A 22,711-nucleotide genomic window follows, 5' to 3' on the forward strand; every position below is an offset into this window, starting at 1 on the left:
TTTCTTAAAAGAAAATCTATATTGTCATTTTAAAAATAACGACGCTCATGCACATTTAAACTGAATACAAAAATGCTCAATGGAAGATGGACATTCCGTTGAATAAGGATAGACAGAAATTCGAGAGTCTCGGTTTCTGCGCAGAATAAAAACAGGAAAATATATGCACAATAACGGACAACGCAGGTCTGGCTTGGCTTTGCTCAGACATATATGGACAGAATGGATTTCTACATTCGTTATTTTGATCTTGTTGTTACTGACCCTCATTATTGGTACAGGTGAAATGGTACATGGTCAGTTGTTGCGCATGGGTGAACGCCTATATGGTGACCCTGCAACAGGTATGCAATATTCATTTTTACGTGCCGAACCCACTGCACCTGACTGTGAACGCAACCCCGATGTCGATGCGCAAGTACATGCCCAAATGCAAGCCAATGCTGCTGATGAGTTTGCCGATATTTTTGGCACCGCCTCTGAGTCAGATGTCCGGGCTTCAATTTTGGCAGCCAAACAAATTTGTGAAGAAAAATTTCAATTTCATGATCAGGCGATTCAGCATATTCAAGCTCATCCAAGCTTGAAAATGTATCGAACCATTGAAACCTCTTTCTTTGGCATTTTTAAATTTGGTACTGAAAACCGTGCCATTTTATTGGTGTTGATGGTGGTCTTTGCTGCAATTAGTGCCACTTTAAAGACCCATCACATTGGTTTACGTGGCCCTGCGACCAAAATTGACTTCAAGGTGTATTCGACCTTAATGGTGGTGGCGAATGGTTTCTTAACCTCGTCAAGTATCAGTCAATATCGTTCAGTACTCAATTCAGGCGTACCGATGAGTGGTGAAACGCAAATCATTTACTGGATGTGGATGATTCTGTTTGCAACTCTGACTTTAATTAGTTTATTCCAGCTTATTAAGCCACCTGCACCGACCCGTGAAGGCGGTAGTTTAGGTCTTGCTTTCCTGAGCGTACCTTTGTATGCCTATATGGCAATTAGTACGGGTTTCTCTTTTACCTTCCTGATGGATTATCCAATGGGGCAAGGGATTTACCTAGGGCAACTGGTCGAATTCTCCAGTATTTTCCTGAACTTGGCATTGTTTATTTGGGCGGGGATGTTGCTCAAACAAACCCGAATTGTGGATTTGTTCCTGAATATTCTGCGTCCGTGGAATTTGGCACCTGAAACTTTAACCTGGCTGATTTTGATTGCTGCGGCATTGCCGACGGCTTATACCGGTGCATCGGGGATTTTTGTCATTGCCGCAGGTGCGATCATTTATAAAGAAGTTTGGAATGCGGGTGGACGACGTCAGTTTGCACTGGCGGCAACAGCTATGTCGGGTTCAATGGGGGTCGTGCTTCGTCCATGCCTATTGATTGTTGTGGTGGCATCGCTGAATAAAGAAGTCACAACGGACATGCTGTATCACTATGGCTTGTATGTCTTCTTATTAACCTCAACTTTATTCTTGATCATTTCGCTGTTCTTTGCCGAGAGTAAATTCCGTATTGCTGCGCCAAGTGTTGCTGCACCATTGTCGTTCCGTGCTTTAGGCCCAGTTCTGCCGTATATCATTATTTTTGTGTTGATTTGGGCTTTCTATAAATATGCTCTCGACACCAATATGAATGAATTTACAGCACCTGTGATGATGCCTGTGATTCTTTTGATGATGGTGTTGTTTGATAAATTACGTCACGAACCTGCACCGATTCCACCAATGGGGCAGTGGGATCAGACCTTAGATACGCAGCCCGCAGCATCACAGACCGCAAATACAGCGGAGCGTTCATTACTGACTGCGCCAGATTCACCATTGCGTCAATATGGATTCTTTAAAGCATTACATCTATCTACCAGTGAAACGGTGGGACACATTGGTGCTTTGGTCATTTTGATGGCGCTGTCGGTGAGCGTAGGGGGATATTTAGAACGCATTGAAATTATGGATGCTTTCCCAACTGATATTAGCAGCATCTTTATTGTGATTAGCCTGATTGTTGCCCTGATGATTTTTGTGGGCATGATTATGGATCCATTCGGTGCGGTGATTCTAATTTCGGCAACGGTTGCACCTGTGGCGTATCAATATGGAATTCATCCTGTGCATTTCTGGATGATTACCCTCATCGGCTTTGAATTGGGCTATGTGACGCCACCTGTAGCGCTGAATCACTTATTGGCAAGGCAGTCAATTGGTGATGAAGAAGTCGCTGCAGCCGATGCGGAAGTTCGTCATAAACCGTTCTATTATCGCTTTGAGCGTTGGGTTTTACCTGTGATTGTGATGCTGCCTGCGATGTTGATTATTGCCTATGTACCGTATGTGTTTAAGCTATTCGGTTGGTATGAATAAGCATACTCAATCACAGTCATCTTATTGTTTAACAACACCCTGTAGTTCGCTACGGGGTATTTTTTTATAAGGTTTATGAGGCTGATGTGTAGGGAATACAAAAACAGCATTAAGAATGTGGTGAGTGGTGATTCAGGTGTTTTTGTAACAGTGGACTGCACAAAATAATGGCAAGCAAAATTAGGGCAAAGCCAATTAAACTAAATAAGTCTGGCGTTTCATGCCAAAAGCTAAAGCCCCAAATCCCTGCAAAAATAATCGCAATGTAATTGACAGGGCCAATTTGCCCAGCAGGGGCAAGACGGTAGGCATTGGACATAAAGATCTGACTGATATTGGCCAGCAATCCTGCACCAATTAAAAAACTCAATTCTTTTAAGTTGTAAGGACGCCATGACCAGAACATCGGTACAACAGAAATGAGTGTCCCAATCATGCAAAAATAAAACACAATGCGTTCAGGCGGTTCGGTTTGAGTCAGGGCGCGTACCGTGACAAAAGCCATCGCTGCTAAAAAACTGGCACTGAGTCCAATTGCGGACATGCTATTAAACATACCTGCATCGGGTTTGGCGACAAATAACACGCCAAATAAACCAATGAACGCAGCCAATAGCATCGGTTTGGTGATTTTTTCTTTAAGGAATAGCCATGCAATTAAGGGAATAAAAATAGGCGATGAATAGGTAAAGACCATCGCATTGGACAGTTTTAGATTGGCAATCGCGTAGAAAAAACCATACATGGCGGTTAAGCCGACCACCGAACGCCAAGTGTGCATCCATAACTTTTCAGTTTTAAAAAAGCCCAAGCCTTTATTGAAAATGAACGGGATAAAAATAAACAAACCAATAAAATTACGGAAAAATACCACTGTGGCATTATCTACCGTTTCTGATGCGTAACGAACGCACACTCCCATGAGTGAAAACAGAAAGGCAGAGCAGGTCAACAGCATAATTGCTTTGAGCAAATTTTGTTGGGCAGAACCAGAAGATGTCATACAAATAAAGCCAGAATAACCTCTGGCTATTCTAGCTTAAATTGGCAACAATACTGACCATTTATCGCACTTTAAAACGACTGATGTGAAGCAGAGGAGGCTTACTGTGCCAGTTGGGCTTCCAGTATTTTGATTTGTTCTTCTTTCAGTTTAATCAATTCATCGGCATCGTTATGTTGCTGTTTTAATAAGGCACGTTGATCATTCAGCTGATTTTGAATGTCATCTAATTTAGCCACTTCTTCTTTGGCAAGCGCTGCATTCTCAGATATAGGTGCTTTGAGTAAATCTTCTGTGACCAACTGTTTTGGTGCTGCTTCATATTCTTGCAATGGCGTTGCTTCAGCAGGTACAGCTTTCGCTACAGACGCCGTAGTTGGGGCAGTTTCTATAGGCGCAGTATTGTCGCTATCGCCCATCCATTGAAAGATAAATACGGCAATAATGACAATAATTAACCCACCCGTAATCGCCCATAAAAGCTTAGGGTTATGTCGTTGATCTTCAGTCATGCGTTGTTGAACCTTATTGTTTTACTTTGACTGACGCGGCTTAAACTGGATCACCCCAATTTCATCTGAAACCTCTGGGATTTCAGGTTCATCAATATGTGTTGGACGGTTTTCCGTATAATCACACTCGATACATTCGATCCATTCAGCTTCGTCAGCGGTGAGCATGACAACCCGATCCATCGCCTGACATTTTGGACATTTTGCGCCTGCAATGAAACGACGTTTAATGGTCATCATGACTCCCCTAACTTCATCTAAAGTTCTTAGTTTAAGCGTTTTTCACCGTGTTCGTCCAACCTTGATGACGTAATAGTGCGTCTATTTTTGGCTCGCGTCCGCGGAAATTGATAAATGCATCAAGTGCTGAATCTTTTCCGCCAACTGCTAGAATAAACTGTCTAAACTGCTTACCCGTTTCGGTATTAAACAGTCCTTCATTTTCAAAACGATCAAAGGCATCACTGGCCAAAACCTCTGCCCATTTGTACGAATAATAACCTGCTGCATAGCCGCCTGTGAAAATATGGCTAAAGCTGTGCTGGAAACGGTTATAGCTTGTGGTCGGCACAACGGCATAATTCTGGCGAATGTCATTTAGGGTGGCTTGAATCTGTTCAGCGGTTAATGCAGGGTTGCTGCGGTGAATACTTAAGTCAAATAGGGCAAATTCAATTTGACGTAGGCTTTGCATACCTGATTGGAAGAAACGTGCATCTAACAGCGCTTTGAGCAAGTGTTCAGGTAGTGTCGCTTGCGTATCAATGTGCGCACTCAGCATATCTAAACTGTCCTGATCCCAAGTCCAAAATTCCATGAATTGGCTTGGTAATTCCACCGCATCCCAAGCGACACCATGTGTACCTGCCACAGCAATATTATCTACTTCAGTTAGCATGTGATGTAAGCCATGTCCAAATTCATGGAATAGGGTGATGACTTCATCATGCGTTAAAAGCGCGGGTTGGTCTGCAACAGGTGGGGTAAAGTTACACACCATATAGCAAATTGGTTTTTGTAAACCTTGTGCCAATTGCATGCGTGAACGGAAACCACTCATCCATGCGCCGCCGCGTTTGCCTGTACGGGCATATAGATCAAAGTAAAAACCACCAATCACTTGACCTTGATCTTCAAGTTCAAAATAACGTGCATCAGGATGCCAAACAGGGGCAGCGCGCTCAATAATATCGACATCGTATAAACGCTTGACGATGCTAAATAGACCTTCAACCACTCTAGGGGCAGGGAAATACGGTTTTAGCATCTCCTGCGAAAGGTTAAATTGTTGCAGTTTTAATTTTTCTGAATAGTAGCCTGTATCCCATGGTTGCAGGGTATCAATGCCGTCTTTGGCAGCAATGGCTTTAAGTTCTGCAATTTCCTTTTCTGCAGGTGCTCGTGCATGTTCTGCTAGTTCACGCAAGAACTGATCGACTGCTTCGACACTTGGTGCCATTTTGCTGGCAAGGGATAATTCTGCGTAATTGTTAAAACCGAGCAGCTGAGCCATTTCTTGGCGCAAACTCAGGATTTCTTGCATGATTGGTGTATTGTCAAATTCAGACTGGGCTGATTGATCGGACGCGCGAGTAGTGTATGCCTTATACAAGGTTTCGCGCAAAGCACGATCATCGGCATAGGTCATAATGGCTAAATAGGCAGGAATATCCAGTGTTGCCACAGCTTGTTCCAATTCGCGTTGCTGACCATATTGTTTCAGCAATTCAACGCTGCTTGGCGGTAAACCTTTGAGCTGATCTTCGGACAATACTTTGTAATAGGCTTGGGTGGCATCCAACACATGATTGGAAAAGTCTGATGACAGTTGCGATAAACGCGCTGAAATTTCAGCATAGCGTTTTTTAGCTTCACCTTCTAAGGCCACACCTGACAGTTTAAAGTCGCGCAATGCCAGTTGAATTGCGCTTTGTTGTGCAGCAGGCAAATCTTTAAAGGTGTTGGCGTCGTGAATATGTTGATAGCTTTGATACAACACCGTGTGCTGACCCAATTGAGTGTAGTAGTCGCTTAAACTTGGTAACAGCGCTTGATACACTTCGCGGGTTTCAGGATTATTCATGACCGCATTTAAATGTGACAGCACGCCCCATGCTTCGCTCATGTTATTTTCGAGCTGATCAATCTGTTCTAAAACATTTAATTGCGCCGTCGTATTTTCAGGTACTGCAGTCAGATTATTTAAAAAGTTTTGTCCCTGCTGAATGGCATGCTCAATTTTTTGTTTTAAATCTGCCAGTGTAATTTGATCAAATTGGGGAACAGGTAAAGTTGCTTGCTGTAATTTCATTTTTTGAGTGCCATCTAAATTTCTTTCATGATTTATAGATGTAGGGCTTTTGAGGGCTGAAATCAAGGCATAAGCGCAGATTTAGCTAATCAAGGTGATAAATTTGGCAGAATAGGGCTGTTTGATACGATCCCCAAAAAACAAAAAGAGCCGTAGCTCTTTTTGAAGTTGTTAGAAAGAAGTTGAAAATAGTTGATGCTAGTCCAATTTAGACTTGGCATTGGCTTTTTTCTTTTTCACCTTGGTCTTTTTTTTGGCTTTGTCTTTCGGTTTAGCTTCCGACTTCGCTGAGGTTTTTTTACCGTAAGAGCTCGGTTTGCTTTTTGGCTTTTTCTTCGGCACAGGTTGCTCACCGTTTTCACTTAAAGTCGCCTTGCTTGGACGCTCAGAAAAAACTTCTTCAGTGGCTTCACGGCTGAACGGTTTTGCCACGCGCGGTGCGCGCATACGAATAGCACGACCTGCATGGGTGAGTTGCTGCATGAGTTCAAAATCAATTTTGCGGTCTTCTAAATTGACAGCCGCGACTTTAATTTTGACTTCATCACCCAAGCTAAAGCTTTGACCACGTGCTTGTCCAATTAGGCTTTGGCTGGCTTGGTCAAATACAAAGAAGTCATCGCCCAATTGGCTGACATGAATCATGCCATCGACATAAAGGTCTTTGAGAGTGACAAACAGACCGAATTCGGCTACTGCAGAAATTACGCCTACAAATTCTTCGCCCAAGTGCTGCTGCATATAGTGGCATTTTAGCCATGTGGTGACAGAGCGCGAGGCTTCATCGGCACGACGTTCAGTTGCAGAATAATGTTCGCCTGCATCATCTAAAGCTGCGCCCGAAAGTGGTGATGGTTTTTGTTTTAAATGCGCTTTAATGGCACGATGCAACAATAGGTCAGGGTAGCGACGGATTGGTGAAGTGAAATGCGTGTAGGCATCGTAAGCTAAACCATAGTGACCTGAATTATTGGCGCCATAATAGGCTTGCATCATTGAGCGTAATAACACCGCGTGAATACTTGGTGCATCAATACGATCTTTAGTGGCTTCAATCACCGCTTGATAGTCGGCCTGAGTGGGTTGTTCTGGAAAATGTAGCCCAAGTAATTTGACAAAATCACGGACTTTTTGAATACGTGAAAACTCTGGCGGTTCATGCACACGGTACAGCATCGGCACATCATGTTTGAGTGCATATTCTGCTGCTGCGACGTTGGCGAGTAACATACATTCTTCAATCAGTTTATGCGCATCGTTACGGCTGCGCGGCAAAATTTCTTTAATTCCACCTAACTCATCAAAGATCATGTAGGTTTCAACGGTTTCAAACTCCATGGCATGACGTTCAGCACGTAAACCTTTCAGCACTTGATACAGTTGGAACAGAGTATTTAATGATTTGCGCACCTCCCGATCTTCTGGAATTGCCGCACTATCACCCTCAAAATATTGTGCCACTTGAGTATAGGTTAAACGTGCTTTGGAATGCATGACCGATGGATAAAATTCAAAACCTGTGACACGACCTGCGCGTGACAGTTTTAAATCGCAGACCATACACAAACGGTCAACCTGTGGATTGAGCGAACATAAGCCATTCGATAAAGCTTCAGGCAACATCGGCAATACAAAATGCGGGAAATAGACTGAAGTCCCACGTTCCTGAGCTTCATCATCCAGAGGTTTGCCTGTGCGGACGTAATGGCTGACATCGGCAATTGCGACCACGACACGGTAACCACCGCCTGGACGTTTTTCTGCATATACTGCATCGTCAAAGTCGCGGGCATCTTCACCATCAATAGTCACTAAGGCTAAATCGCGTAAATCAACACGTCCTTCACGGTCTTGGGCAGTCGGTTCTTGAAAGCTTTCAGCTTCTTGAATGACATCTTCAGGAAATTCATACGGCAGACCAAATTCTAAAATGGTTTGCGGAATAATAATTTCAGTTTCGGCTTTGTCTGCCATCGACTGAATAATATGTCCTGTGGCAAATTCTTCGCGGGTTGGATAGTCGTCAATCGCAATGCGCACAGAATCGCCCAATTTAACTTGGGCATGTTCAATTAATTCTTTTTCAAGGGTAATGGGTTGATGGCTATTTGGCTGGGCAGGCTGAATAAAATATTCACCATCGTATTCTGACAATTTACCAATGATTTGTTTGACACGACGCTGGGTGACTTCGGTAATAAACCCCCATGCCTTGCCTTTACGATCTACCGATGTCTGGCGGACTTTGACTTGATCGCCATTAAACACCAAACGTAGTTCGCGTTCAGGCAATAAAATATCTTCATGACCTGCAATATTGGCTGTGCCTAAACCTTTACTGTTGATGTAAACCGTGGCGTCATGAGTCGGTTGTTCTGCAGCCAGCTGGAACTTGAATCCATCTTTCATGAGCTGACCATCACGTACCATGGCAATTAAACGATGGCTCAGGGCATCAATACTTTTTTGATCGGCAATCGCAAAATGCTCTACCAAGTCTGCATGTGACTGTGCTGCCTGCAAGGTTTCAATGGTTTCTAAGATTAAGGTACGGCTTGGAATAGGATTTTCGTAGCGTTCGGCTTCAGCTTTCGCTTCAGGATCGACCCAATTTTTCATCATGGAATAAACTTCATGTCAGAAGATAGGTTTAGCATAAGTCATGTACGGAAAGACTGCACGTAAATGATTGCAATAATGTGTTTTCTGTCGTTATTTTACGATGTTTCTAGTTTTTGTGCAGCGATTGCCAAAAGTTCAGGCGTAATTCTGGTGATGAATCCTGAAAATTGTTTAAAAAATATTTAATTGAGCAAAAATATGCAAAAATTGTGGTATCGAAGCTTGCAGTGCTAGCACTTAATTTGTATTATGGCGGCACGTTACGGTGAGATGGGTGAGTGGCTGAAACCACGTCCCTGCTAAGGACGCATACGGGTAACTGTATCGAGGGTTCGAATCCCTCTCTCACCGCCACGCTTTACTTATGTCGCGCTCATAGCTCAGCTGGATAGAGCACTTGGCTACGAACTAAGGGGTCGGGAGTTCGAATCTCTCTGAGCGCACCAATAAGTAAACCGAACAGTAACGTATCGCCTAAATTGGCACACAAGTAATGCGCTCATAGCTCAGCTGGATAGAGCACTTGGCTACGAACTAAGGGGTCGGGAGTTCGAATCTCTCTGAGCGCACCAACTTGAACAATCAACCGCTTAAATGCGGTTTTTTGTGCCTGAAATTTAGTAAACTCAAACAATAATCAGTTTATTAAAAAGAATAGCGTACTCATGGTTTTACGTTAAAATTCTTTTGAATCGTCCAATATCTGTGCATTTGATTGCAAAATGATGAATTAATACTTAACAGCCAGAAAAAAAACACGTATAATGCACCCCATCAAGTCGTCGCGCTCATAGCTCAGCTGGATAGAGCACTTGGCTACGAACTAAGGGGTCGGGAGTTCGAATCTCTCTGAGCGCACCAACTTGAAATAAAAAACCGCACTTTTGATGCGGTTTTTTTGCATCTACACTATCTAAAAATGATGAAATTTCTGTGTCAAAAGCATGACCATTGTTTTACGTCTGGATTTGAGCGAATAAACACGAAAAAAATAAGGAAAGTGCTCAATCTAGTGTAAGATTTAGCTCAATTTGAATGACTTGATGATGAGCTTATGTCTGACACGCAGCCAGCATTGTCTTTGCGCTATTTTTTAAATTTAGAAGAATCTCAAGACGGCTTTGCCCTTGCGACTTTTGGTAAAAAACAATTTACCCGTTTTATTACACCGTTGATTAGTGTGGCGATTATTGCTTGGGGCTTTTATTTGGGCTTCGATGGGGTAGGTCGCTATTATGTTGCACTCGGTGCTTTCTTTTTAATATTGCAAACTTTAATGCGTTATTGGTTTTTGCCAATGATGTTTAAACGCCAGTTTGTAAAATACCAATTTGGAAAAAGCGAGCAAGGCATTGATTTATTTCAGGACTATGCCGAGCTGTATGCCAATGGTCGTAAACAGGTATTTCATTATAACGAGGTGCAAAATTTCGCTGTGGGTAAACTCACCTATATGCTGGAATTAAAAAATCGTACAGTGGTGATTGTACCGAAACGTGCATTTAATCTGCCTGCAGAACAAACGGTTTTTGAAAATACTTTTAAAAAGTAAGTTTTAATTTTCCCAATTTACGAGTTATTTGAGGATGATCATGAGTACACGTCCATCTAAAATTGTCTGTGTCGGTCGCAGTTATGCAGACCATGCCAAAGAATTAGGTAATGCTGTACCTGATCATCCTGTGTTATTTATTAAACCGCCAAGCAGTTTACGCAGTTTAAGTGATGGGATTACGTGGAATAAGGTCTGGGGCAATTGTCACTATGAATGTGAATTGAGTTTACGCATTGACCAGCCTTTAAATGCAGACACAGATCCTGCCAAAGTATTGGATGCTGTAGGTGCAGTGACTTTGGGCTTGGATTTAACTTTGCGTGAATTGCAGGATGAACTTAAGAAAAAAGGACAGCCGTGGGAACGAGCCAAAGCGTTTGACGGTTCTTGTGTGTTGGCAGATTGGGTGGATGTATCGGAAATTCAGGACTGGAAAAACGTGCAATATCGTTTGGACATTAATGATGAATTACGTCAGCAAGGCGATACCAGTTTATTGATTTTTGATATTGCGGCATTGTTGGCAGATATTAGCCAAGTATTTAGTTTAGAACCTGGTGATGTGGTAATGACTGGTACACCTGCAGGGGTGGCAGCATTACAGTCGGGCGATCAGTTGAAGATGACCTTACAAGGACGTACTCAGGCATTTGTCTGGACGACTTTTGTAAAATAAATAGTGGTGTAAACGGTGATGTCATCAAAAGATGAGTATCACCGTTTTGTACTTGCTTTTAAATCCAATGGTTATACTTTCAGTAAATGCTGAAATTTACTGCGTAATTTATTCAGTTTCGGTGGAATGGAAAAATTGCAGTAGCCCTGATTTGGATTTTTGGCAAAGAAATTCTGATGATAGTCTTCTGCAGGGTAAAATTCAGGTGCTGCACTGAGTTCAGTCACAACATTCACACCTTCAGCTTGTAAGGCTGCAATCATCTCGGCGGCAGCTTGTTGCTGTGTAGCATCTAAATAATAAATCACAGAGCGGTATTGTGTGCCGACATCATTGCCCTGACGGTTTAATGTGGTTGGGTCGTGTGTGGCAAAAAACACCTCAAGTAATTGTGAATAGCTGATCTGCTGCTCATCAAAATCAATCAAAATGACTTCTGCATGTCCGCTGTCGCCACGGCAAATATCTTCATAGCTTGGGTTTAAGGTATGTCCACCTGCATAACCGCTGGTGACTTTTTCTACGCCTTGCAGTTGTAAAAATACGGCTTCGACACACCAGAAACATCCGCCACCAAACAATGCTTGTTGCATGATTTTGTCCTTATATTTTATGAATAAACCATTTTAAGCCTGTCTATTATTAGGCTTAGCCGTTAACGTGCAGCCGTTGGTGTTTCAAATTGAATCAGTAAATTTCCATGGCGATCTAGCAATTTCAGGGTTTTACCATAGACCTGATAATGCGTCACTTTATTTAGGGCTTCATGAAATTTCTGATCTAAGTTGTTGTTATTTAAGCAAGCCATTCGCGTGGTTGCCAATTGCCCCAATTGTAGGGTGTCACGTCCTGCGACATAACTACCGCTGAGTCGGTTACAACTATCTGAACCTGTGACTGTTTGTGTGGCGGCATCAAAGTTTAAATATGGCAAGTTTTGGCGGTTTGCTTCTGTTTTTAACATGCTGTTGCCCAATTGCGTAGCAGTCCATGTACGTTGTACTAAGTTGGCTTGATTGATTGCGCTAATTTGGCTTGCACTCGTTTGAGTTGGCATAGTTTCACATCCTGATAAAGCAATCATTGCACCCAATAAGGTGATCCCGAAGTATTTTTTTAGCATGGAATGATCTCTAATTTTTTGAAATTGTTGCTATCTAAACAAATTATGCGCCGTGGCTCTAGTTAAATTTGTATGTTTGCTGCAACTTTTTCCAAGATATGGTGTGGTTTTTTCTCTGAATTGATTGTATCTGCGCAAAATGACCAAAATAGGTCAGGGCAGCACTTTGTTCTGATAAGTCGGATGCGAATAAGGCGTGCTGATGTTTGCTGAAGAATCGAGCTGCACGCCTTGTCGAATGAGCGCGGAAAAGTCTTGGCTGTGGATATCTTTTAAGTTTTCCACACGTGGGTTAATGTGGGCACGTTGATACCAAGTTTGCATATTCCAACGATGATCCAGCGCATGCAAATCATATAAATAATTGGGTAAATAACCCGAAGCAAACAGACGATAGTCGGCAGGGAAACGTTTTTGAGATACTGCCTGAATCATGTCAAACAGCAGCGTGGTGCAATTACTGGTCAACGTATTATACCAACGCGCTTTGGCGGCTAAAGCATCGGCTTTATGCAGATATTCCTGAAACAGTGCTTGTGCTTCTTGTGGATTGAGCTGGATCGGGAAAAAATAAACTTGCTCACCCCGAATATTGCTGCGGGTGTAGATGATATCTTTTTCATCGGCAGCGACAAGGCTGAGTTCATATTGCCGAAAGAAGCCACCAATCGCAGAAAACTCTTCGTGTTTTTCTTTGCGAATTTCAATGGAAAAGGTGAGTGGCGCTTGATCGGCAAAGTCAAAACTGACTAAGGTATGCGCAATTTTTGGCCCCATCCAGTAAGAGGTGATGATATTCACCCCCGTAATCTGTTTCAGGTTAAATTGGCGGGTTTCCCAACGTTCGGTATAGCGACCATCGGCATGCCAGTCAAAATTGCGGACATTGTGCAGCGTGACCTGATCTTGTACTTGTTCATAATGCAGCATACGGGCTACTTCAGGGTTCCAGTCACGGTCTTGCTTGGCATCCATCCCAAAATACCAAAACAGCCCCAAGGCAAAACCCAAAAGATAAACCAAAATATCCTGATTGCGACTGAGCAAATGCTGAGTGATATAAATGCCCAAAATGCTGAGGGTGAAGGCTAGCCAAGTCCCAATCAGCACACGGCTCATTAACCAACCCAAAGGCTGATGAATCCACAAGGCCATACTGAGCCAAATAGAAGAAAGAACGACACCTAAACTGAAGATGAAATGCAGCATCCGCCATTCCTGAGGCAAAGTTAAATTCCGTTTAAGTCATCATAATCAAATATTGCCAAGGCTGTCAGCATTATTTTTGATAGCGGGCAAACTCAAAGGCAATCCCTGATTTTTCATCGACATGCTGTTCTGAGGCCACTTTTTTAAACTCGGCAGGAATGGCAGGATAATGCGCGTCTCCCTGAACATCTAGTTCAATATGCGTCAGTTCCAAACGGTCAGCAATCGGCATAGTTTGGCTAAAAATTTCACCACCACCAATAATAAATAAAGTGTTTGGTTTTTCTGAGGCTTGAACATCGGCAACGGCTTGTTGCAAGGCATCTTCAATGCTATGCGCCACTTTTGTGCCTTCAAATGCCCAGTTTGGGTCGCGGGTAATCACCCAATTGACACGTTTAGGCAGGGTGCGTCCCATCGACTCCAAGGTTTTGCGTCCCATAATCACCACGCCACCTTGGGTGATTTCTTTGAAGTGTTTTAAGTCTGCCGAAATATGCCACGGCAATTGGTTACCCTGACCAATGCAGCGTTGTTGATCCATAGCGACTACGTGTACAACTTCTAAATTTTGAAATGACATAATTAGGCTCGTATTTTCTTAGTCTGCCAAGCATCTTTTGGGGACGTTGGGGCAATTTAAATGTTGAGATGATAAATCTAGCAACAGGCAATTAAACAGCGACAGGTGCTTTAATTGCAGGATGTGACTCATAGCCTACAATTTCAATATCTTCAAATTTAAAATCGAAAATATCTTTGATTTCAGGATTGAGTTTTAACTGACATAACGCCAGTGGTTCACGGCTTAGCTGTAACTGTGCCTGTTCAAAGTGGTTGGCATATAAATGCGTATCGCCACCTGTCCAGACAAAATCTCCGACTTCTAAATCACAGACTTGCGCGATCATGTGGGTTAGTAAAGCATAGCTGGCAATATTAAAAGGCACGCCTAAAAACACATCGGCACTGCGTTGATATAGCTGGCATGAGAGTTTGCCGTTGTGCACAAAAAACTGGAATAAAGTATGGCAAGGCGGTAAAGCAACTTGACCTGCTTCTTTCGGGTTCCAGCCTGACACGATTAAACGCCGTGAATTTGGATTGGTTTTAATTTCATTGATTAACCATGCAATTTGGTCAAAACCATCTTGCTCATACAGACCATCGGCTTTTTGTGTTGCACCAAAATTACGCCATTGATGTCCGTACACTGGGCCAAGTTCACCTTCAGGACGACCAAAGCGCGCGGTTTGTTCTGCGGTAGACCATTCATCCCAAATACTGACTTTATGTTCTTGTAGATATTTGACGTTGGTATCGCCTTTTAAAAACCATAACAGCTCAATTACGATAGAACGGAAATGTACTTTTTTGGTAGTCAGCAGTGGAAAACCTTGTGCAAGGTTAAAACGCATTTGGTGCCCAAACACTGAACGTGTGCCTGTTCCGGTACGGTCACCTTTGTCGCCACCATGGTCAAGAATATGTTGGAGTAGGTCTAAATACTGGCGCATAGCGTTCTCTGGTCAAGCAAAAGAAATATTTTTTGTTTGGGCAATTCGATGCCCAGTAAATCAGAAAGAATAATAGCAGAGTTTTTAAAGTTGTGACTTTATTGTGTGTCGGAAGCGTGATGTTGATGCAGTAAAGCCAACGGCGAAAACAGGCAAATAGCCAAAGCGGTAAAGCCAATGCCTTGAGCGCCCGACAGTAAAATTTCACCGTGTTGAATCTGCATGAAAATTATTGCGAGTAACAACGCCAGTGGAATCCAAGTCAATAGTCGTGCCAACCAACCTGTGGGATGTTGTGCAGTAAAATGAATTTTGCAGTAACGACAAATTAAAAAAACAATACCTGTGGCCAGAAACATTAAAATCGCATCGAGCTTTAAGGGTTCTAAGAAGTATACCGCTGCAGTGACCAGCGCGATCACCATCAGCAGGGCAATTTTCTTTGTGACCGCAACCTGTGGGTTAAACCAAAATTCAAGCATGTGAGATATTGATGTCTGAAAAGTGTAAGTAATAGATAGCACTGTAGCATAAAAAAGGCGAAGATTGACTTCGCCTGAATGGATGAAACCTGCATTTAAATGGGTAGTAGCTTAGCTGTTTTTTTGCGGCCCCCAATCATAAATTTTCTTTTGATAGGCATACCACATCATCCAGAAACCGACCAAAATCATTGGTAAGCTCAGGAATTGTCCCTTACTCATCCATGCAATAAAGAGCTGACCATGATCGGGTTCGCGGAAAAATTCGACAACAAAGCGCGCCAAACCATAACCAATCAGGAATAGGGCAGACACTGCCATGCGTGGACGTGGCTTTGAACTAAACCACCACAGTACAATAAACAGGATTAGACCTTCACATAAGGCTTGATACAATTGCGATGGATGACGTACCAATTGTAAAGGATCGGTCGGGAAAATCATCCCCAAAGCAAAATTCGGATCGGTCACAGGGCGACCATATAATTCACCACCAATAAAGTTACCAATACGACCAAACATTAGACCTGTAGGTACACATGGGGCAATAAAATCCAAAGTTTGAAACCACGTCATTTTGTATTTTTTACACCAGAACAGCATGGCTAAAATCACGCCCAGAAAGCCGCCATGGAAACTCATGCCGCCTGTCCAGACTTGGAATAACCACAGTGGATTTTCCAAAAATTGTTCAAAGCCGTAGAAAAACACATAACCGACACGTCCACCAATCACCACGCCCAAAGCGCCGTAAAAGATCAGGTCGGAAACCATGTCTGGTGTCCAGCCACGTTGTTTGGCACGGTAAGTTGCCAAACCCCATGCAAATAAAAATGCCAGTAAATACATCAAGCCATACCAATGGACTTGTAAAGGCCCGAGCGAAATAGCAACGGGGTCAATATTTGGATAGGTGAGCATTCCTGTTCCTTGTGATTCTGTTTTGCACAGATTTTAGCTGAATGTGATGAAAAATGTTGTACATTCAATGTGTAAAGATCAAGAGTTTAAATTATGTGTATTGTGGCATTGGCTTGGCAGGTCTTGACAGACACACCACTGTGTTTGATTTCAAATCGAGATGAGTTCTATCGGCGTCCGACAGCAGCACTGGCAGCATGGTCTGATAGTCCAATTGTTGCAGGGCAAGATTTAGAATCGGGCGGTACGTGGATGGGCATTACCCCATCGGGACGCTGGGCTGTGATTACCAATTATCGTGATGCGAATGATGTTCGTGAATATCCAACTTCACGTGGGCATATTATTCAGGCTTTTTTAGAATCTGAGCAAACGCCTATCCGTTTTGCGCAAGCCTTAGAAAAACAGCAATGTGAATATGCAGGTTTTAATTTATTTGTGGGTGACACCACTCAAGCGGTGTACATGAGTAACCGTGGAGAAGCGCCGCAGGTTTTAGCTAAAGGCGTTTATGTGGTGTCGAATGGATTGATGAGTGACCCTTGGGAGAAAACTGCACGCTTACGCAAACGCTTTACGCAGGAGTTTTTACCGATGCTGCAATTGCCTGATCTTGCAACGGCAGAGCTAAATGCTGCGGCGTGGGATATTTTACAAGATGAACGCAAGGTTGCATTTGAACGGTTACCGCAAACAGGGATTTCATTGGAGATGGAAGCGTTGTTGTCATCGACTTTTATTCAAAGTCCACTGTACGGTACACGTTGCTCCAATTTTTTACGTATGCAGGCGCAGCAATTTATATGGTTGGAAAAAACACAATATGGTGAGCAAAAAGGAAATATTGTGCAGCAACAGTTGAACATTGAGGCATAAAAAATGCCGACGTGATGTCGGCATTTTTTTGATTGCTTAGGTTTAGCCTAAAACAACACCACCATCTTTACGAGTAATTACTGCGAGTGCAGAACGCGGTAAAGCTTTTGAACTTGGGTTGGTTTGGCTATCAGGCCAGTGGCTGTTATAGCCATCTTTACGATTACCATTTTCACCAGGGTGTTGGATACTGACGAAGAATGTTTTCAAGTCAGGTGTAAACGCAACCCCTGTAATTTCAGCTTCAAGTGGTCCAGTTAAGAAACGCGCCAAGTTATTTGCTGTTGGCTTCGCTCCAATATGCGTTGTCACAGTACCTACTTGTTGAGATGTGCCATCTCCAACTTGACCAGGTAGTGCAACTAACATCATACAGTTAGTGCGTTTTAAATAAGCACCATCATCTGTTTGAATCCACATTACACCGCGAGGGTCAAATACTAAACCATCTGGGCTTGAGAAGTCATTTTCTGCAGTTAAGCCAGACAAGTTTGCAGCTGCAAGGTCGAATGGTGCACCAAATGCGTAGACATCCCATTGGAATTTCAATGCAGCGTGGTTGCCATTGTCTTCTCTCCAGCGGATAACATGGCCATTCGGGTTACCATCTAGTTTGCCATCGCCATTGTTATCATAGTCACGTGGGTTTGCTGGATCAGTTTTACCACCGCGGTTTGCTGCGTTACTGTTGGTTAAGGTTAAATAAACTTCACCAGTGATCGGGCTTGCATTGACCCATTCTGGGCGATCCATTTTGGTTGCACCAACACTGTCTGCTGCAAGACGGGTAAACACCATTACATCTGCTTGGCTGTTGAAAGGATATTTGGTATTACTTGAATTTAAACCGTTGATACCGTAAGTAAGCTCTACCCACTCACCTAAACCATATGCTTCTGTACCATTTGCGCTAAATTTAGCAACGTATAATGTACCTTCATCTAAGTATTTTGTACCTGCTTTTAAGCCACCGTTTGCATCAGCAGGGTCCCAAACAACTTTTGATACGAATTTATAAACGTACTCACCACGAGCATCATCACCCATATACAGTACAACAGGTTTGCCTGCTTCTACTGGAGCATAGCCGCAGTTTTCATGTGCAAAGCGACCTAATGCTGTACGTTTAATAGCACGTGAAGTTGGGTCAAAAGGATCAACCTCGACAATCCAACCAAAGGTATTGAGTGCATTGCGGTAGTCATCAAGTGCAGTTGCACCAATACTACTTACATCCCAGCGTGAGAATTCATCTGGAATGATTTGCTCTTCTAGTGCAGGAGTATGCCATAAATAGTCAAAACCTGTGCTTCCTGCTTTTTGCCCATAACGCATTAAAGCAAAATCGGTGTGTGCAGGAACTTTAGCGGCATCATCCGTTCGACGTGCAAAAACACCAGTAAAGTTTTCTTCAACAGTTAAATAGGTTCCCCATGGTGATGGGCCACTACCGCATTGGTTGTTGATACCGCGGGTTGATTTTCCTGTAGGATCAAACTTAGTTTTTAATAAATCATGACCTGCAGCTGGACCGCTGAAATCTACTTCTGTTGCACTGGTAAAACGACGGTTAAATTTAGAATCTTTCACTAATTCAAATGTAGCAAGGTCTTTTTTACGCTTAACTTCATAAACGCCCACGCCATGTGCATTTACTTCACGGCGTACGTCGTCTGACAAACGTTGATTTTCATAAATCTTATCTACAGGGTTGGCAATTTTGCGTGTATACCCACCAAGTAAGTGTAAACGTTCTACTTCTACATATTCATGGTTAATCACCAATAAACCATGATCAGAAACAGTGTTGTCTAATTTGCCATCTTTTAAGCCATAGAACCATAAACCATCATGGTTATCGCCTACACGAAGTTCAAAAGATTCACCAGCACGTTGTTGAGTATCACTCCAATCAGATAAACCACTAATTAAAGGCATGCCCACTGGTAGGAAGGCTTCAACTTGATACTGTTCAGGTACAACAACCTGATCTTTTTTACTATGCGGTACTGGAGTGAAATTAATTGTTTCAGGTGCTTTTAGCTCTGGTTGTTTTGTAGGCGGGGTAATAATTGGATCATCATTCTCATCTGAACAGCCAACTAAACCCGCTCCCCCCAACATCATGGCGGCAGTCATGCCAATGCCACCGCGCACTACACTACGACGGCTTACGCGTGCATTTAAAATTTCTTGAAAATGTGGGTTATCTGATGTATTTGAATCTTCCACATGCTCAATTAACTGATTTTCTAAATTCATTTTTATTCCTAGCAATTTTGCAGAACGTTGTTAAAGCTATGCACATGCTAGAGTTCAGTTGTGACATTCGGGTGAACTAATGATGACAGTATCGTTATATTTGATAAAGAAATTGATCTAACTAATTGTAATAAATGATAAATAGTTTGTATTTTGTTGGTAAAAGTGTAGCGCTGACCCCTAAAAAGATCAGCAAGATTTAATTTGTTTTTTTAATAAAATACGACCTAAAAGTATGCCCAATTCAAATAATAACCACATGGGAATGGCAAGCATTAACATGCTAAGTGCATCTGGTGGTGTAACAAACATGGCAATAAAAAAACAACCAACAATAATATAGCGTCGCTTTGTAACCAAAGATTCAATCGTAACGATATGCGCTAAAATTAGCATGACGGTGGCAACTGGTATCTCAAAGGTAATACCAAACACTAAAAATAGTTTTAAACAAAAACTCAAATAACTGTTGATATCTGTCATAGGTGCGACAGAATCAGGAGAGGCTTGCATAAAAAAGGTCAGCACTGCGGGTAAAGTAATAAAGTAAGCAAAAGCAATGCCTGCATAAAATAATACGATACTCGAAAATAAAATAGGCAGTGCGATCTTTTTTTCTGTTTTATACAGTGCTGGCGCTAAAAATTGCCAAATTTGATACAAAATAAATGGCATGGCAATAATGAAAGCCACATAAAAATTCAGTTTAAAGGGTGCCATAAAAGTTGCAGTAACGTCTGTTGCAATCATGGTTGCATGTTCAGGTAAGCGTCCGCGTAACGGAGAGGACAGCATTTCATACAGTTGATTTGCAAAAGGCAACATCATAAAGAAGAGAGCAATAATCAGCCCGACACATTTAATTAGACGGCGACGTAACTCAATTAAATGTACGGTAAAAGGAAGTTGTTCAAGCGCTTCATTTTCTTCAGATGTGGTTTGATTGAATTGTTCAGTTTGATTGGTGGTACTGGTCATGTTGTGACGACCTTTTGCTCTTGTTTTTGTAAAGGATTTTCAGATACTAGCTGTGTTTCTGTAGTCAGATATGGTACTTCTTTAGCTTGAGTACAAGGTTTAGCCTGAGCCGCATTGGATTCAGCTGCACGCTGTTCAGGATTTTTCAGCTTGGTTTGGTCTTCAGGTGCTTTGATTTCGGGTGATATGGCTTTTTCAAGTTCTTGATGCTGTTGATTAACTTCTTGCTGAATTTGATCTAACTGAGCCTGCATGTTTTTTTCAATATCTTTAAAACGGGCAATTTCTTTTTGCATTGTTTCCCGAATTTCTGTAATTTCTAGTTCGCGCTCAATATCCCGCTGCACATTATTAATCAGCATTTTGATTTGACGATACCACTTAATGACAGAGCGAATTGCTGTCGGTAATTTATCTGGTCCTAAAACGATGACTGCAATAATGGCAAAAACCAGCAGTTCGCTCATGCCAAGATTTAACATGATTTATCCTCAAGCATGATCAATTCAAACTGTTAGCTCTTGATATGGCTTTTAGAATCAGTTGTTACATCATTGTTATTGGCTTGATGTTCAATCGTACGAGGTTCTTTAAGTTGCGCCACTTCTGCCTCATCATCCTTAATCGACTTTTTAAAATCTTTGACCGCGCCACCCACATCTTTACCTAAGTTTTTAAGCTTAGATGTACCAAATAATAAAATGACCACAATTGCAAAAATCAGCACGTGCCAAATAGATAATCCTGCCATGATTTAGACCTCTCAATAGTTGAGCCTATCTCAACAGGTCTGTATGACAATGCAGTGACGAATGTGTTGCGATTTAAAGACAAAGGGCGGTTTGGCTTGTACTGCTGCGTCTAAAACATAGATTATTTAGACCAATATCTGAATTAAGGTGAGTTGAAATCAAACGGCCCACTGGATTTGGTGGGCTGTATAGAAGGTGTGATCTGAATTTAATGCTGTAAACTTGCTTTAAACAGTTGCATCGCCTGACCACGGTGACTGATTTTATTCTTTTCTGCTTTCGACATTTCTGCGCTCGACACTCCCAATTCAGGCAACCAAAAGAGCGGGTCATAGCCAAAACCATTTTCACCACGAGCTTCTGCTAAAATCTCGCCTTTCCAAATACCTTGGAAAATTTGTGGTAATGGATCATCGGCATGTTCAACCAAAGCCAAAACACAAACAAACATACCTTCAATTGCTGCGCCGTCTTGACGTAGTGGTTTGAGTTTATTCAAAAGTTTTTCATTGTTGGCTGCATCATTGCCATGTTCGCCTGCAAAACGTGCAGAATAAATCCCCGGTGCGCCGCCTAAAATAGGCACACATAAACCAGAGTCATCTGCAATGGCAGGCTTTCCTGAAATTTTTGCGGCATGGCGTGCTTTTAAAATGGCATTTTCAACAAAGCTCAAACCATCTTCAACAGCATCTTCAATATTTAGTTGACCTTGCGGAATCACTTGCACAGGCAAGTCTAATTGCGCAAACAGGGTTTCAAATTCTGCAATTTTTCCCTTGTTATTGCTTGCTAAAACCAAAGTACCTTGAGCACGCCAATCAGTTGCAGCCATAATTCAGATCTTAATTCAAAATAATCTTGGATATTTTAACGGATTTTGCAGACTTAAAAGTTTAATCTTAGATAGATTTGTTTCGCAGATTCAAATCCCAAGTGCAACACATTTGTAGTTAGTTGAAAAAGTTAGGTGTATTCATAGAATCATTAGACTTTTTCAACTCGCAATTGGAAAGCACACAATGAAGAAATACACCCAACTTTCTCAAGATGAAAGATACGAAATTTATGCTACTTTGAAAAGTAAAAGTTCAATCGCTACCCTTGCTCGGGAGTTAGGACGTTCACGATCAACCATCTACCGTGAATTAAAAAGAAATACTGGGCAACGTGGATATAGAGCTCAACAGGCAGCTAAATTTGCAAGTCAAAGACGGTACCGTCCTTCATCATCAATGACAGCATTTGCCTTCGCTTATATTGATTATTTGATTGGTTTGGACTGGTCACCAGAACAAATTTCAGGTGCTTTAACACAACGCGGTTGGCTGGGTGTACCTTCACATGAGTGGATTTACCAGTACATTTATCAAGATAAATCAAAAGGCGGTAAACTTTATCTACACTTAAGACTTCAGAAGAAATATCGAAAACGCGGTTACAAAAACACGGATCGTAGGGGTCAAATCATTGATAAAACAAGTATTCACTGCCGAGACCAGGTCATTGATCAACGACAACGTTTAGGAGATTTCGAAGGT

Annotated in this window: 22 protein-coding genes and 4 tRNA genes; 9 read left to right on the forward strand and 17 right to left on the reverse strand. The window is 42.2% G+C overall.

The window, feature by feature from the left end; all coding sequences use genetic code 11:
- Positions 1–163: 163 nt before the first annotated feature.
- Positions 164–2,371, forward strand: coding sequence for a TRAP transporter large permease subunit (locus HYG89_RS07315; protein WP_178866872.1), 2,208 nt, complete (start codon positions 164–166; stop codon positions 2,369–2,371).
- 109 nt (positions 2,372–2,480) lie between these two features.
- Here the strand turns inward: HYG89_RS07315 and HYG89_RS07320 are convergent, their stop codons facing one another.
- From HYG89_RS07320 to rnr, 5 genes are all read right to left on the reverse strand, one after another.
- Complete coding sequence (locus tag HYG89_RS07320) at positions 2,481–3,374, reverse strand: DMT family transporter (RefSeq protein WP_131260580.1); 894 nt, start codon at positions 3,372–3,374, stop codon at positions 2,481–2,483.
- Positions 3,375–3,475: 101 nt separating this feature from the next.
- Positions 3,476–3,886: a hypothetical protein gene (locus HYG89_RS07325; RefSeq protein WP_178866874.1), complete on the reverse strand. Its 411-nt coding sequence runs from the start codon at positions 3,884–3,886 to the stop codon at positions 3,476–3,478.
- Positions 3,887–3,907: 21 nt separating this feature from the next.
- Positions 3,908–4,117: a YheV family putative zinc ribbon protein gene (locus HYG89_RS07330; RefSeq protein ID WP_171324836.1), complete on the reverse strand. Its 210-nt coding sequence runs from the start codon at positions 4,115–4,117 to the stop codon at positions 3,908–3,910.
- Positions 4,118–4,157: 40 nt separating this feature from the next.
- Entirely contained in the window at positions 4,158–6,197 is a 2,040-nt protein-coding gene (locus HYG89_RS07335) for a M3 family metallopeptidase (RefSeq protein ID WP_178866876.1), read from the reverse strand.
- A gap of 198 nt (positions 6,198–6,395) precedes the next feature.
- Entirely contained in the window at positions 6,396–8,819 is a 2,424-nt protein-coding gene (gene rnr / locus HYG89_RS07340; RefSeq protein WP_178866878.1) for a ribonuclease R, read from the reverse strand.
- Between the two features lie 264 nt (positions 8,820–9,083).
- Between rnr and HYG89_RS07345 the strand changes: the two genes are divergently transcribed.
- The 6 genes from HYG89_RS07345 (at position 9,084) to HYG89_RS07370 (ending at position 11,050) form a co-directional block, all read left to right on the forward strand.
- Positions 9,084–9,173 (forward strand) — tRNA-Ser (locus HYG89_RS07345).
- A gap of 15 nt (positions 9,174–9,188) precedes the next feature.
- Positions 9,189–9,265, forward strand: a tRNA-Arg gene (locus HYG89_RS07350).
- A gap of 49 nt (positions 9,266–9,314) precedes the next feature.
- Positions 9,315–9,391: transfer RNA gene (locus HYG89_RS07355), tRNA-Arg, on the forward strand.
- Positions 9,392–9,603: 212 nt separating this feature from the next.
- Positions 9,604–9,680 (forward strand) — tRNA-Arg (locus HYG89_RS07360).
- Positions 9,681–9,873: 193 nt separating this feature from the next.
- A complete protein-coding gene (locus tag HYG89_RS07365) occupies positions 9,874–10,371 on the forward strand; it encodes a YcxB family protein (protein ID WP_096901373.1) in 498 nt (165 codons plus the stop codon).
- A gap of 40 nt (positions 10,372–10,411) precedes the next feature.
- On the forward strand, positions 10,412–11,050 hold the full coding sequence (locus HYG89_RS07370; protein ID WP_096901374.1) for a fumarylacetoacetate hydrolase family protein: 639 nt from the start codon (positions 10,412–10,414) through the stop codon (positions 11,048–11,050).
- A 71-nt stretch (positions 11,051–11,121) separates the two neighbouring features.
- On the opposite strand, the gene msrA is transcribed toward HYG89_RS07370, so the two are convergent.
- The 7 genes from msrA to lgt all read right to left on the reverse strand — a co-directional run bounded on the left by msrA (position 11,122) and on the right by lgt (position 16,302).
- Positions 11,122–11,643 (reverse strand): peptide-methionine (S)-S-oxide reductase MsrA, encoded by a 522-nt coding sequence (gene msrA / locus HYG89_RS07375; RefSeq protein WP_004974785.1) that lies wholly within the window; start codon positions 11,641–11,643, stop codon positions 11,122–11,124.
- Positions 11,644–11,705: 62 nt separating this feature from the next.
- Entirely contained in the window at positions 11,706–12,173 is a 468-nt protein-coding gene (locus HYG89_RS07380; protein ID WP_004974787.1) for an META domain-containing protein, read from the reverse strand.
- Between the two features lie 153 nt (positions 12,174–12,326).
- Positions 12,327–13,382, reverse strand: a complete 1,056-nt coding sequence (locus HYG89_RS07385; protein WP_178866880.1) for a DUF4105 domain-containing protein — start codon at positions 13,380–13,382, stop codon at positions 12,327–12,329.
- Between the two features lie 70 nt (positions 13,383–13,452).
- Positions 13,453–13,965, reverse strand: a complete 513-nt coding sequence (locus HYG89_RS07390; RefSeq protein ID WP_004974792.1) for a dihydrofolate reductase — start codon at positions 13,963–13,965, stop codon at positions 13,453–13,455.
- A gap of 91 nt (positions 13,966–14,056) precedes the next feature.
- A complete protein-coding gene (thyA, locus tag HYG89_RS07395; RefSeq protein ID WP_004974795.1) occupies positions 14,057–14,899 on the reverse strand; it encodes a thymidylate synthase in 843 nt (280 codons plus the stop codon).
- 98 nt (positions 14,900–14,997) lie between these two features.
- Positions 14,998–15,381, reverse strand: coding sequence for an AzlD domain-containing protein (locus tag HYG89_RS07400; RefSeq protein WP_004974797.1), 384 nt, complete (start codon positions 15,379–15,381; stop codon positions 14,998–15,000).
- A gap of 111 nt (positions 15,382–15,492) precedes the next feature.
- Positions 15,493–16,302: a prolipoprotein diacylglyceryl transferase gene (gene lgt / locus HYG89_RS07405; RefSeq protein WP_096901379.1), complete on the reverse strand. Its 810-nt coding sequence runs from the start codon at positions 16,300–16,302 to the stop codon at positions 15,493–15,495.
- A 93-nt stretch (positions 16,303–16,395) separates the two neighbouring features.
- On the opposite strand from lgt, the gene HYG89_RS07410 reads away from it, so the two are divergent.
- Complete coding sequence (locus HYG89_RS07410; RefSeq protein WP_178866883.1) at positions 16,396–17,178, forward strand: NRDE family protein; 783 nt, start codon at positions 16,396–16,398, stop codon at positions 17,176–17,178.
- A 42-nt stretch (positions 17,179–17,220) separates the two neighbouring features.
- On the opposite strand, the gene HYG89_RS07415 is transcribed toward HYG89_RS07410, so the two are convergent.
- The 5 genes from HYG89_RS07415 to rdgB all read right to left on the reverse strand — a co-directional run bounded on the left by HYG89_RS07415 (position 17,221) and on the right by rdgB (position 22,005).
- On the reverse strand, positions 17,221–19,440 hold the full coding sequence (locus HYG89_RS07415) for a PhoX family phosphatase (protein WP_178866885.1): 2,220 nt from the start codon (positions 19,438–19,440) through the stop codon (positions 17,221–17,223).
- A gap of 189 nt (positions 19,441–19,629) precedes the next feature.
- Positions 19,630–20,418: a twin-arginine translocase subunit TatC gene (gene tatC / locus HYG89_RS07420; RefSeq protein WP_178866887.1), complete on the reverse strand. Its 789-nt coding sequence runs from the start codon at positions 20,416–20,418 to the stop codon at positions 19,630–19,632.
- Complete coding sequence (gene tatB, locus HYG89_RS07425; RefSeq protein ID WP_178866889.1) at positions 20,415–20,900, reverse strand: Sec-independent protein translocase protein TatB; 486 nt, start codon at positions 20,898–20,900, stop codon at positions 20,415–20,417. The genes tatC and tatB overlap by 4 nt, the downstream gene beginning before the upstream one ends.
- Positions 20,901–20,932: 32 nt before the next feature.
- Positions 20,933–21,169 carry a Sec-independent protein translocase subunit TatA gene (gene tatA, locus HYG89_RS07430; RefSeq protein ID WP_178866891.1) on the reverse strand — a complete coding sequence of 79 codons (237 nt, stop codon included), beginning with the start codon at positions 21,167–21,169 and terminating at the stop codon, positions 20,933–20,935.
- 209 nt (positions 21,170–21,378) lie between these two features.
- The gene (rdgB, locus tag HYG89_RS07435) at positions 21,379–22,005 is read right to left on the reverse strand and encodes an RdgB/HAM1 family non-canonical purine NTP pyrophosphatase (protein ID WP_178866893.1); all 627 of its coding nucleotides are present in this window, start codon (positions 22,003–22,005) and stop codon (positions 21,379–21,381) included.
- A gap of 187 nt (positions 22,006–22,192) precedes the next feature.
- On the opposite strand from rdgB, the gene HYG89_RS07440 reads away from it, so the two are divergent.
- Positions 22,193–22,711, forward strand: a 519-nt coding sequence (locus tag HYG89_RS07440; RefSeq protein WP_178866895.1) for an IS30 family transposase, incomplete at its 3' end; no start/stop codon positions are given.

This window comes from Acinetobacter sp. SwsAc5, from assembly GCF_013391485.1.
Taxonomy (GTDB): domain Bacteria; phylum Pseudomonadota; class Gammaproteobacteria; order Pseudomonadales; family Moraxellaceae; genus Acinetobacter; species Acinetobacter towneri.

Coding starts and splice junctions, on each gene's coding strand:
- HYG89_RS07315 (WP_178866872.1), top strand. CDS start 164: ATGCACAATAACGGACAACGCAGGTCTGGCTTGGCTTTGCTCAGACAT.
- HYG89_RS07320 (WP_131260580.1), bottom strand. CDS start 3,374: ATGACATCTTCTGGTTCTGCCCAACAAAATTTGCTCAAAGCAATTATG.
- HYG89_RS07325 (WP_178866874.1), bottom strand. CDS start 3,886: ATGACTGAAGATCAACGACATAACCCTAAGCTTTTATGGGCGATTACG.
- HYG89_RS07335 (WP_178866876.1), bottom strand. CDS start 6,197: ATGAAATTACAGCAAGCAACTTTACCTGTTCCCCAATTTGATCAAATT.
- rnr (WP_178866878.1), bottom strand. CDS start 8,819: ATGATGAAAAATTGGGTCGATCCTGAAGCGAAAGCTGAAGCCGAACGC.
- HYG89_RS07365 (WP_096901373.1), top strand. CDS start 9,874: ATGTCTGACACGCAGCCAGCATTGTCTTTGCGCTATTTTTTAAATTTA.
- HYG89_RS07370 (WP_096901374.1), top strand. CDS start 10,412: ATGAGTACACGTCCATCTAAAATTGTCTGTGTCGGTCGCAGTTATGCA.
- msrA (WP_004974785.1), bottom strand. CDS start 11,643: ATGCAACAAGCATTGTTTGGTGGCGGATGTTTCTGGTGTGTCGAAGCC.
- HYG89_RS07380 (WP_004974787.1), bottom strand. CDS start 12,173: ATGCTAAAAAAATACTTCGGGATCACCTTATTGGGTGCAATGATTGCT.
- HYG89_RS07385 (WP_178866880.1), bottom strand. CDS start 13,382: ATGCTGCATTTCATCTTCAGTTTAGGTGTCGTTCTTTCTTCTATTTGG.
- HYG89_RS07390 (WP_004974792.1), bottom strand. CDS start 13,965: ATGTCATTTCAAAATTTAGAAGTTGTACACGTAGTCGCTATGGATCAA.
- thyA (WP_004974795.1), bottom strand. CDS start 14,899: ATGCGCCAGTATTTAGACCTACTCCAACATATTCTTGACCATGGTGGC.
- HYG89_RS07400 (WP_004974797.1), bottom strand. CDS start 15,381: ATGCTTGAATTTTGGTTTAACCCACAGGTTGCGGTCACAAAGAAAATT.
- lgt (WP_096901379.1), bottom strand. CDS start 16,302: ATGCTCACCTATCCAAATATTGACCCCGTTGCTATTTCGCTCGGGCCT.
- HYG89_RS07410 (WP_178866883.1), top strand. CDS start 16,396: ATGTGTATTGTGGCATTGGCTTGGCAGGTCTTGACAGACACACCACTG.
- HYG89_RS07415 (WP_178866885.1), bottom strand. CDS start 19,440: ATGAATTTAGAAAATCAGTTAATTGAGCATGTGGAAGATTCAAATACA.
- tatC (WP_178866887.1), bottom strand. CDS start 20,418: ATGACCAGTACCACCAATCAAACTGAACAATTCAATCAAACCACATCT.
- tatB (WP_178866889.1), bottom strand. CDS start 20,900: ATGTTAAATCTTGGCATGAGCGAACTGCTGGTTTTTGCCATTATTGCA.
- tatA (WP_178866891.1), bottom strand. CDS start 21,169: ATGGCAGGATTATCTATTTGGCACGTGCTGATTTTTGCAATTGTGGTC.
- rdgB (WP_178866893.1), bottom strand. CDS start 22,005: ATGGCTGCAACTGATTGGCGTGCTCAAGGTACTTTGGTTTTAGCAAGC.